6 protein-coding genes are annotated in these 10,000 nt (G+C 58.7%); all 6 read left to right on the forward strand.

Annotation, left to right across the window (positions count from 1 at the left end; genetic code table 11):
- The coding region (locus LDL37_RS06115; RefSeq protein WP_290795638.1) for a TonB-dependent receptor at positions 1 to 1,103 on the forward strand (1,103 nt) is incomplete at its 5' end.
- Between the two features lie 157 nt (positions 1,104 to 1,260).
- Positions 1,261 to 4,689, forward strand: coding sequence for a TonB-dependent receptor (locus LDL37_RS06120; RefSeq protein WP_290795640.1), 3,429 nt, complete (start codon positions 1,261 to 1,263; stop codon positions 4,687 to 4,689).
- A gap of 466 nt (positions 4,690 to 5,155) precedes the next feature.
- Complete coding sequence (locus tag LDL37_RS06125; RefSeq protein WP_290795642.1) at positions 5,156 to 6,769, forward strand: family 43 glycosylhydrolase; 1,614 nt, start codon at positions 5,156 to 5,158, stop codon at positions 6,767 to 6,769.
- A 41-nt stretch (positions 6,770 to 6,810) separates the two neighbouring features.
- Positions 6,811 to 7,737, forward strand: a complete 927-nt coding sequence (locus tag LDL37_RS06130) for a rhamnogalacturonan acetylesterase (protein ID WP_290795644.1) — start codon at positions 6,811 to 6,813, stop codon at positions 7,735 to 7,737.
- A 46-nt stretch (positions 7,738 to 7,783) separates the two neighbouring features.
- Positions 7,784 to 8,767 (forward strand): pectinesterase family protein, encoded by a 984-nt coding sequence (locus LDL37_RS06135; protein ID WP_290795646.1) that lies wholly within the window; start codon positions 7,784 to 7,786, stop codon positions 8,765 to 8,767.
- A 56-nt stretch (positions 8,768 to 8,823) separates the two neighbouring features.
- On the forward strand, positions 8,824 to 10,000 hold a 1,177-nt coding region (locus tag LDL37_RS06140), incomplete at its 3' end, for a sugar-binding domain-containing protein (RefSeq protein WP_290795648.1).

Below are 10,000 nucleotides of genomic sequence, written 5' to 3' on the forward strand. Positions count from 1 at the left end.
CTCGCGATGTTCCCTTGGCCAGAGGGTTTAATCAGTCGGTTACAGAGACTGATCTGGCCGCGTTTGTGGAGTGGACCTTTGAGGGAATGTGGGGCCCGTTTCCCATTAAGGCGGACGCCGGCTTGAGGGTCATTGAGACCCATCAGAACTCTGAGTTTTATAATGAAGCCAATCTGGCTTCACCTTCGGCACCGCGTCTTGAGACGGTATCGCGAAGATATGTAGATACGCTCCCAACGGCGAACATTGCATTGGAACTCAGCCCGACACAGGTCGTCCGATTGGGACTTGCCAAGGTCATGTCGCGTCCCCCTCTAACGAACATCGCGGCAGCAACGGCCCTGAACATTGGCGGAGGTTCCAGACAGGTCATTTCAGGCAATCCGCTAATCAAACCGATCCGAGGAGCCACGATCGATCTGGCTGCCGAGTGGTATCCCTCACGAGATCTCAATCTGTCGCTCGGCTCATTTTATAAGCACATCAGTACCTATATCCAAAATTACTCATCCGTGGGGTCCTATGCCAGTACGGGGCTCTCGGAGACACTTCTTGAGAACACAGGCGCCGCTCCGTCCGATGATTTCCTCATCACCGAAGTGATTAATACCCGCGGGGGGGAGGTGAACGGCCTCGAGTTCAATTTGCGCTGGCGGGCGCGAGGGGCAGGGAGTCTGTTTTCAGGTCTTGGCCTTGACCTCAACTATACGCAAATAAAAAGTGACATCGAGTATTTCCTCGACGATCAGGGTCAACGTCGCCCTGTACACTTCGACTTGCTAAATTTGTCCCCGCGCACCGCTCGCGCGACGCTTTTCTATCGCATTACTAACCTTGAAGCTCAGGTGACAGGCGTTCATCGTAGCGCCTATCTGACGAGCGTGCCCGGAGCACGAATATCAGATGCCGCAGGTGTCGATGGATCGTTCTACCTCAGCGCGGCGCTTGCGTACAAGATTACCCCCAGTTTGCACCTGCGCCTGGAAGGGCTCAATCTTACAGACGAACCTTCTCGCACATGGGAGGGGCTGGAAACAAGGCGGCTCGTTGACGTTCAGTGGAGTGGCCGGACGGTTTCCCTCGGTCTCAATTACACCTTTTAGCTCCCTCATGGCTCCTGAGCGAAAAAAAACGTCTTCGGCATGTCGGAAATAAACAGTCCCCCGGTCTTATTAGGTAAGGCTGCGTGACACCGGTGTCTCGGTGCGATGCGACAGCCATTCTTGGGCGGCAACGAATAAATATCTCAGGGAGAAACAAATGAAATTAGCAAACACAGGGCCGCACGGCGGTCTGCGAGCGGCATTGCTTGCCAGTATATCGCTTGGGGCGTTAACGCTGATCGCGCCCGCTGTGGCGAGTGCGCAGGAGGCGAGCCCGGCCGCCGAGGAGCCGACGACGGTTATCGTGACGGGTTATCGCGCCAGCCTGCAAAGCGCGCTGACGACCAAGCGCAAAGCCGACGTGATGATGGATGCCATTAATGCCGAGGACATTGCCGACTTCCCCGATGCCAACCTGGCCGAGTCTCTGCAACGCATCCCCGGTATCTCGATCGACCGCGACAATGGCGAAGGCCGCACGATCACCGTGCGCGGTCTGGGGGCTGACTTTACGCGCGTGCGTATCAACGGCCTCGAAGCCCTGTCCACGGCTGGGGCCAATGACGCCGGTTCCAACCCCAACCGCTCGCGGGCGTTTGACTTCAACACCTTTGCGTCTGAACTGTTCAACAGCCTGCGTGTGCGCAAAAGCTCGTCGGCCGAAACCGATGAAGGCTCGCTGGGCGCAACGGTTGATCTGATCACCGGCCGTCCGTTCGATTACAAGAAGGATCAGTACGCCTTTTCGATTCAGGACGCCTATTACGACAATGGCGGTTTCCACAATCCGCGCGTCACGGGGCTGATCTCGAAGCGCTGGGCGGATGGCAAGCTGGGCTTCCTCGCTTCGGTGGCCTATTCCGAGCGTGACTCAGAGAACGATCAGTACCGCCGCGGTATTGGTCAGTCGGAATATCTGTATCGGAACGCCACTTGGCTGACCAATGAAATACCGATGCGGGCAGGCTTCTCTGCGCCCGCAGGTACGACCTTCCCGGCGACCACTCTCACCGATGGCGGTTTGTGCCCCGGTACCACGACGCCAGTGCGTCCGGCGGGCTTTACCTGTCCGTTGCCTATATCGAACACCAACTATGCCAATGCGGTCACGGGTTCCGATCAGACCGCTTACAATTTGCTACATAATCCACTCAATGCGTCCTTGGTTCGTATTCCGGCTCTGGGCTCAATTGAACAGCAGGACCTGCATCAGGAACGTCTGGGGATAACCGCCTCGTTCCAGATGCAGCCGAACCCCAATACGCGCGTTTCGATCGATGGCTTGTATTCCAAGTTCCGCAATGAGAGCACCATCTATCAGGTGTCATCGGTGGGCCTGAACCGCGATAATACCAATGCGGGTTATGGGACTGCGTTGAACGATGCCTCAAAAGCAGCCACAAGCAATACGGGCACCAATCCCGGTACGGCTCTGAGTCTGGCCAACCGCCGGGCGCTTTATCCCGGCACCTGTACACGGCAGGATGCCACAGACGTGCGCGCGGCCATCGACTGTGGTCAGACCCTGAATGGTACGACGCTCGTTTCGGGCACCGCCTTCTCGTACAATCCGAACAACCTCGACCCCTACGATTACTACAATGCAGAGTTCGTCAATGGTACGCGGAATCCGGGTTACGTGGCCTCTACCGATCTGCTGGGCTTCCGTGACAAGCTGATCGGGCGTCAGGCCACGGACGTGCTGGCGGCCAATGTGTCGAATGGCGTGGCAGACTATCTGGTGCTGCGTAACGTCGATTGGCGCTCAGGCGCTGACCGCAATTTCTATACCACGGAATTCAAACAGCTTTCGTTCAACCTGAATCAGAAGTTCACCGATCGCCTGACGGGGGATTTCACCCTTGGCGCGTCGGAGTCCTACAACGAAAACCAGGGTCTGCTGGTCGAATTCAACCGCATGGACTCGCCGGAAAGCTTTGTCTTTGACGAACGCGGCGGCGGCGAGATGCCGGTGTTTAACCTCGGTTTCAACGCGGCTGATCCCGCCAACTGGGGCATGGTCAAGGGCTTCTCGGCCATCCGCCACTACCAGCGTTTTGTGACCAACAAATATGCCGGCGCCAAGGCCGATTTTGGCTATGAACTGAACGAAAATCTGTCGCTCAAGTTCGGTGTCACCTCGCGCAAGTACGACTTCCAGACCAACCTGCTGGAGCGGGAAAGCGACCTGCTCAACCCGACCGAAAAGGAAGCCAAGGTCTCTGTGGCGTCTCTAGGCCGCGTAGTTCAGTTCGGGCAGGGGCTGGATGTGCCGGGCGGTACGACGACCTCGTTTTTCGCCCCGTCCATCGAAGGCTTCAATTCGGTGTTCGACTTCACCTGTAACTGTATCAACAAGTGGGGCGACTGGCGCATTCACGGCAAGCGCAACGGTGGCCGCGAAAACTTCAAGGTGCAGGAGCGCAGCGAAGGCGGCTATCTGCAACTCAACTTCGACTACGATGTGTTGGGCGGCAACGTCTTCGGTAATATCGGCGTGCGTCAGGTCAAGACGGACCTGACTTCCTACGGCAACACTTCGGGTGGGCGTCCAATCACCGGGCGCAACGAATATACCGACACACTGCCTTCGTTTAACGTGGCCTGGCAGGTCGTCCCGAACGTCTATCTGCGCGCCGCTGCGGCCAAGGTGATGGCGCGTCCGCTTCTGGGCAATCTGTCGCCGTCCATCACCGCCATCAGCATCCCCACCACGGGAGGTGTTACGGGCGCGACCTTGACCATCGGTAACCCGAAGCTGCAACCCTTCCGCGGCAAGACCTACGACCTGTCGGCGGAATGGTACTTCGCCAAGGGTGGGCTGCTGTCGATGGCGGTATTCAAAAAGGACATCGCTTCCTATCCGCAGACGGTTCTGTTCTCGGCTCCGCTGTCGAACTTCCTGTCGGCGGAGGATCTGGCGACCCTGAAGCTTCAGTTCAATACCGGGTCGATCGCGGACAATGCGCGACTGGCCTATATTGACGCCAATGGCGAAGCGACAGCGCGTCAGTTCCGCGATGCGCCCGGCGGCACGCTGGAAGGCTGGGAATTCAGCTATCAGCAGGACTTCACCTTCCTGCCGTGGATTCTCAAAAACACCGGTGTGCAGTTCAACATGACGCATATCGATTCCAAGCTAACCTATATTCTGGACCCCGGCACCGCGACCGTGGCCCCGACCTTTGGTAACGGGCCGTGGCTGGGGGCGTCACCCGACGCCATCAACCTGACCCTCTACTATGAAACGGATATGTTCAGCGCCCGCGTCTCGATGGCCAAGCGCGAAGGCTATTACACCACCTATCCGTTGGCCGCGGGTTCGTGTTCGCCGGGCCTGAACAGCGATGGTACCCCCTGTAACTCGCCGCTGATCAACGATTTTGCTGGCTCTTTGCCGACGCAAAACGTTGACTTCTCGATGAGCTACAAGCCGACCAAGCGTCTGACCATCACGCTCGAAGGTCTGAACATGACCAATGAAACGACCAACCGTTTCGGTTATGGCGCCACCAGCCAGACCGTGGTCAGCCAGTACGGCTCGACCGGCCGTCAACTGACGCTGGGCGTGCGGTACAAGTACTAAATTCGGCGGCTATCCCTGTTCGCAGGGATCGCTCTGTTCAGGCTCAGGCGACGCGTTTTTTTCTGCGTTTGTAAATACGGGTGCCGTTTACACTCCCTGTGGCGGCACCTTTCAACTGACATCTGAGGGAAACCTGAGCCCCCTCGTTTGTACAGGGCAGGTGTAAGATAACCTTATCGCCTGCCCTTTTTTCGTCTCTGGTTCAATATCCGTGAACGGGATGCCAGAGCGGGATGATTTTAAATCGAAGCGTCATCCCGCTCTAAATTTCTGTTTTGTCGAGATATTTTGTCGAAAGCCGCTCACACTTTTCGACATATCGCCCTAACGTGGTGTGGACCAACAGAGGTCAACCCTGTTTGGCAAAGCCGTAAGGGTGAGGTGGGCGTAATACACCGCTAAGCAAATCAAACGCGTGCCCTTGAGGCTTCGGCCATGTCCCTGTCGAGCGGGAAGGAAGGTGAAAATGATCAGTACCCGGCGTAACACAATGAAGGCTCTCGGCCTCGGCGCATTCCTGTTCGGTGCGCCCGGAGCGGTGGCGGCCGCCCCGCAGGCCAAGCCTGCGACATGGCCTAAGGGCATTGAGGGCCAGCGTCAGCCGGATCTGGGTGACGGCACCTTCCTCAACCCGATCATGGCTGGGGACCATCCCGATCCGTCGATCCTGAAGGACGGTGACGATTACTATATGACGTTTTCAACCTTCGATGCCTATCCGGGTCTGGTGATCTGGCATTCGAAGGACCTCGTCAACTGGCGTCCCATCGGTCCGGCTCTGACCCGCAATATCGGCTCGGTCTGGGCTCCGGAACTGTGCAAGCACAAGAGGCGTTATTATCTGTACATCCCGACCAAGAGGACCTCGGCACCGGGCTCCAAGACCACCTCATGGGTGATCTGGGCCGACCGTATCGAGGGGCCGTGGTCCGAGCCGATCGACCTCGACCTGCCCAACCATATCGACCCCGGCCATGCGGTGGGCGAAGACGGGTCGCGCTGGTTGTTCCTGTCGGGCGGTGATCGCGTGCGGCTGTCGGACGACGGTCTGTCGAAAGCCGGTGAGGTCGAGCACGTCTATGATCCGTGGCGCTATCCGTCCGACTGGATCGTTGAAGGCTTTGCCCCGGAAGGGCCAAAGATCACGCGGCACGGTCAGTATTATTACATGATCCTGGCTGTCGGGGGCACGGCTGGCCCGCCGACCGGGCACATGGTCATTGCGGCGCGCTCGAAATCGATCAACGGGCCGTGGGAACACCACCCGCGCAATCCGCTGGTACGCACGACGTCCGCGGAAGAAAAGTGGTGGTCGCGCGGCCACGCCACGCTGGTCGAAGGACCGGCGGGCGACTGGTGGGGCGTCTATCACGGCTATGAAAACGGCTTCTGGACGCTGGGGCGGCAGACCCTGCTGGCCCCGGTAACGTGGTCAAAGGACGGTTGGTTTGATTTCGGCGGCGGGGACCTGTCGCAGCCCATAAAGAAGCCCAAGGGTGGCAAACCGCATGGGTTTCAGCCTTCGCACGGGTTTGCCCTGTCGGACGACTTTACGACGGATAAGTACGGCATCCAGTGGAACTTCTTTAACCCGTCGCCGGACGAGAAAAGCCGTATCCGCCGCGAAAACGGTGTGCTGCATCTCAGGGCGGTGGGTGAAGCGCCCAGCTCCGGCGCGCCGCTGATCACCATAGTCGGTGATCCCGCCTATGAGATCGAGATGGATATCGAGATCGACGAGGGCGTGCGCGCCGGCCTGCTGCTGTTCTATGACACCAAACTCTATTGCGGTCTGGGGTTTGATGGCAAAAACTTCGTCACGCATCAGTATGGCATCGAACGCGGGCGTCCGGCCAATCCGCACGGCCGCCGGATGTTCATGCGCCTGCGCAACGACCGGCATATTGTGACCTTTGACACCTCGTCTGATGGTCAGACCTGGCGGCGTTTTGACCGCGGCATGGAGGTGTCAGGCTATCACCACAATGTGCGCGGCGGCTTCCTGATGCTCAAACCGGGCTTCTACGCCGCCGGGCAGGGCGAGGCACGCTTTCGCAACTTCCGCTACCGGGCGCTGTAACGCCGGGAGAAGAAAAAAATCTCATGAGAGAAATGCTCACCATGACTGTGCCTGCCTCCGGTATGAAAAAGTCCATTGCCTTTGGCTCAGCGATGCTCGCGCTCAGCCTGTTAGCCGCGCCGGCCCTTTCGCAGACCACACCCAATCTGTCGCCACAGGACATTGAAGCCCGTGCCCAGATCAAGAAGATCAATGCCAAAAAGGTCATTCTGGTCGGCGATTCCACTACGGCGGTTCTGGGGGGCTGGGGGCCCAGTTTTTGCGGCCATCACCTAAGCTCATTCGTGGCCTGTATAAACCTGGCCAGAGGCGGGCGTTCGACCTTCAACTATATTGCCGAAGGCTCTTGGGATATTGCTCTGTCTGAAATGAAAAGCGGCGGTTTTTCAAAAACCTACGTCCTCATTCAGTTTGGCCATAATGATCAACCGGGTAAACCCGGCCGTTCCACAGACCTCGAAAACGAATTTCCGCAGCTTTTGAAGCGCTACGTCAATGAAGCCCGTGCGGCCGGGGCTATACCGGTGCTGGTGACGCCCCTGACGCGTCGCGGGTTCAAAAATGGCGTGCTGGAGACCGATCTGGCTCCGTGGGCCGCCGCCACGCGCAAGGTGGCGGCGGAACTGGACGTACCCCTTGTGGATCTTTACGCGCGCTCACAAAGCGAGGTTCAGGCAATGGGTCCCGTGGCCGCCATGCGATTTGCGCAAAAGCCGCCCAGCCCGGAAGTACTGGAAGCGGGCAAAACGGGGACGACGATTTCCGGGTCCACAGGCGTGCCTGCGGCACCGGCTCAGACCCCGCTTACCGAAGAGCAGATACGCAATGCCCAAGAGCCTCTGGGGCAGGCAAAGCTGAGTTTCGACTACACGCATCTGGGCAGAGAGGGTGCAGACTTTTTTTCCAAAATCGTTGCCTATGAGCTGGCGCGCGCGGTTCCGGAACTGAAACGGGACCTCATTCCTTGAACAGCTCCAGTCTTACATTTGAACAGCATTTTTTGAGGAAACGCTGATGAGCGCAAAACGACCCATGCTGAATCGCCGACTGTTCTGCGGGGCGGGCGGGCTGGTCTTGATCGCAGCCCACCCGGTTTTCGCACAGGCGCAGGCGATTGTGCGTGTACCGACGCAATACAAGACTCTGGCTGAGGCCTTTGCGGCTCTGCCTGATGCGGGAGGCGTGGTTGAGATTGCGCCGGGGACCTACCGCGAAAAACTCAGCCTGTCGAAGCCGGGCGTGCATCTGGTCGGGAAGGGCAAAAAGCCGGAAGACGTGGTCATTGTCTGGGGCGATAGCGCGAAGATGGCCGGGGGCACGGGCAAGTCGGCGTCGTTTACCGTCAGTGGCGATGGCTTCCGCGCCAGCAACCTGACGATCCAGAACGATTACCACCTCACTCAGCCGGACAATCCCTCTCAGGCCGTGGCCTTATCGATAAGCGCTGACCGCGCGGTTTTGCGCAATGTCCGGCTACTGGGGGCGCAGGACACCCTCTATGCGGCATCAAAAAAACCGACCCTCCCAAGCCGCCAGTACTATAAGGATTGCTACATCGAAGGGCATGTCGATTTCATCTTCGGCAATGCTCTGGCCTTCTTTGATCGCTGCCATCTGCATATCATTGAGCGGAACGGCGCCTTCATCACGGCCCACAGTCGCACGGCCGACAGCGAAACCACGGCCTATGTGTTCGATCATTGTCGCCTTACCACGGCAGGCGAGGGGAGTTACTATTTCGGGCGGGCGTGGCGACCCTATGCGCAGGTCATTTTCCTTGATACGCGCATCGACGGGCGTATTCATCCGGAAGGCTGGCGCGAATGGACGCCGGGCAAGACCGAGACCTACGCCACGGCGCACTTTGCCGAATACAATTCCAGTGGACCCGGCGCGGATGTCAGCCAGCGGGTCTTCTGGGCGAAGCGGTTAACCGCCGATCAGGCCGCAAAATGGCGGCTGGAGAGCGTGTTCCCCGATCGTAACTGGATTCAATAACGACCTTTTCCCACCCTCTGTTCGCGAACCCGCAAGAGGGAGCTCCTGAGTGAACCATGACCCAACTCCATCGCCGTAATTTTCTCACCGTTACCGCCGCGAGTGGTGCCGCCGCTGCTGTGGCGGCCCCCTCAGCAGGCGCGGAGACATCTGCGTGGGGTGTACCCGACGAGGGCTGGAGCCTGTGGATCGACGAAAAAGCTCCCTATAAGGACGATGTCATCTATCTGCCGGCGCAGGCGGACCTGAAGACCCTTCCGGTCAATCCACCGACCGGAGGGTGGGGGGCGCTGACCCCCGAAGCCACGGTTACCCTGCCGGCCACGGTTGAGCAGCACTTCTGGGGCCGCTTTGGATTGCGGCCCTATACGGGCGATGAATACCGCTATGCCGAAGACGATCCGGTGCCGCAAAACGGCGCTTATCGAGGTGTGTCGTGGTGGTGGCGAGAGATCACTATTCCTGCCTCAGCCAAGGGCCAGCGCGTTCTGTTGCATATCCGGGGGGCGCGGTTGCGCGCCGAGGTGTTCCTCAATGAAAAGCTGGTTGGGTATTCGATCCTCTCCGAACAGCCGTTCGATTGCGATCTGACCAGTGCCATGGCTCCCGGCGGGACCAACCGTCTGGCCATCCGCATTACCAATCCGGGTGGACGCTACGACTGGCGCGATTCCACCACCATGATGTGGGGTAAGCTTAAGCTGTTTGCTTCGCACGGGTTTGGCGGGCTGGACCGCGGCATGACCCTCAGCGTACATCCGCTGGACAGCCATATCGAGGACGCATGGGTGCTCAATACGCCTGAGCCCCGTAAAGTCACCGCCCATATGCAGGTGCGGTTGACGGACAAAATCAGCGCGGAGGGCCTCGCCAAACGCGCTTCTGTCCGGTTGCAAGGCCCGGACGGAAAGTCGGTTAAAGTCAAAACCGCTTTAAAAAGTGCCAAGATCGAAAACGGCGTAGCGACGCTGGTCTATGATCTTCACGCCCCTGATGCGAAGCTGTGGGACCTGGAAAATCGCCACCTCTACCATATGCGCTTCGACTGGAAGGGTAAGACCGGCCTGTCATCAAAGACCGTGCGTTTTGGCTTTCGCTGGTTTGCTGTCGAAGGGATCGGCACCAATGCGCTTTTGCGGCTGAATGGCAAACGCATCAAACTCTATTCCGCGATTTCATGGGGCTATTGGGGCTATAACGGCATGTGGCCGACGCCCGCCCTGGCGCGGCGCG

The organism is Asticcacaulis sp., from assembly GCF_020217185.1.
Lineage (GTDB): Bacteria > Pseudomonadota > Alphaproteobacteria > Caulobacterales > Caulobacteraceae > Asticcacaulis.

Bases quoted from the DNA above. Each gene is read 5' to 3' on its own strand.
- LDL37_RS06120 (WP_290795640.1), top strand. From the start codon at position 1,261: ATGAAATTAGCAAACACAGGGCCGCACGGCGGTCTGCGAGCGGCATTG.
- LDL37_RS06125 (WP_290795642.1), top strand. From the start codon at position 5,156: ATGATCAGTACCCGGCGTAACACAATGAAGGCTCTCGGCCTCGGCGCA.
- LDL37_RS06130 (WP_290795644.1), top strand. From the start codon at position 6,811: ATGACTGTGCCTGCCTCCGGTATGAAAAAGTCCATTGCCTTTGGCTCA.
- LDL37_RS06135 (WP_290795646.1), top strand. From the start codon at position 7,784: ATGAGCGCAAAACGACCCATGCTGAATCGCCGACTGTTCTGCGGGGCG.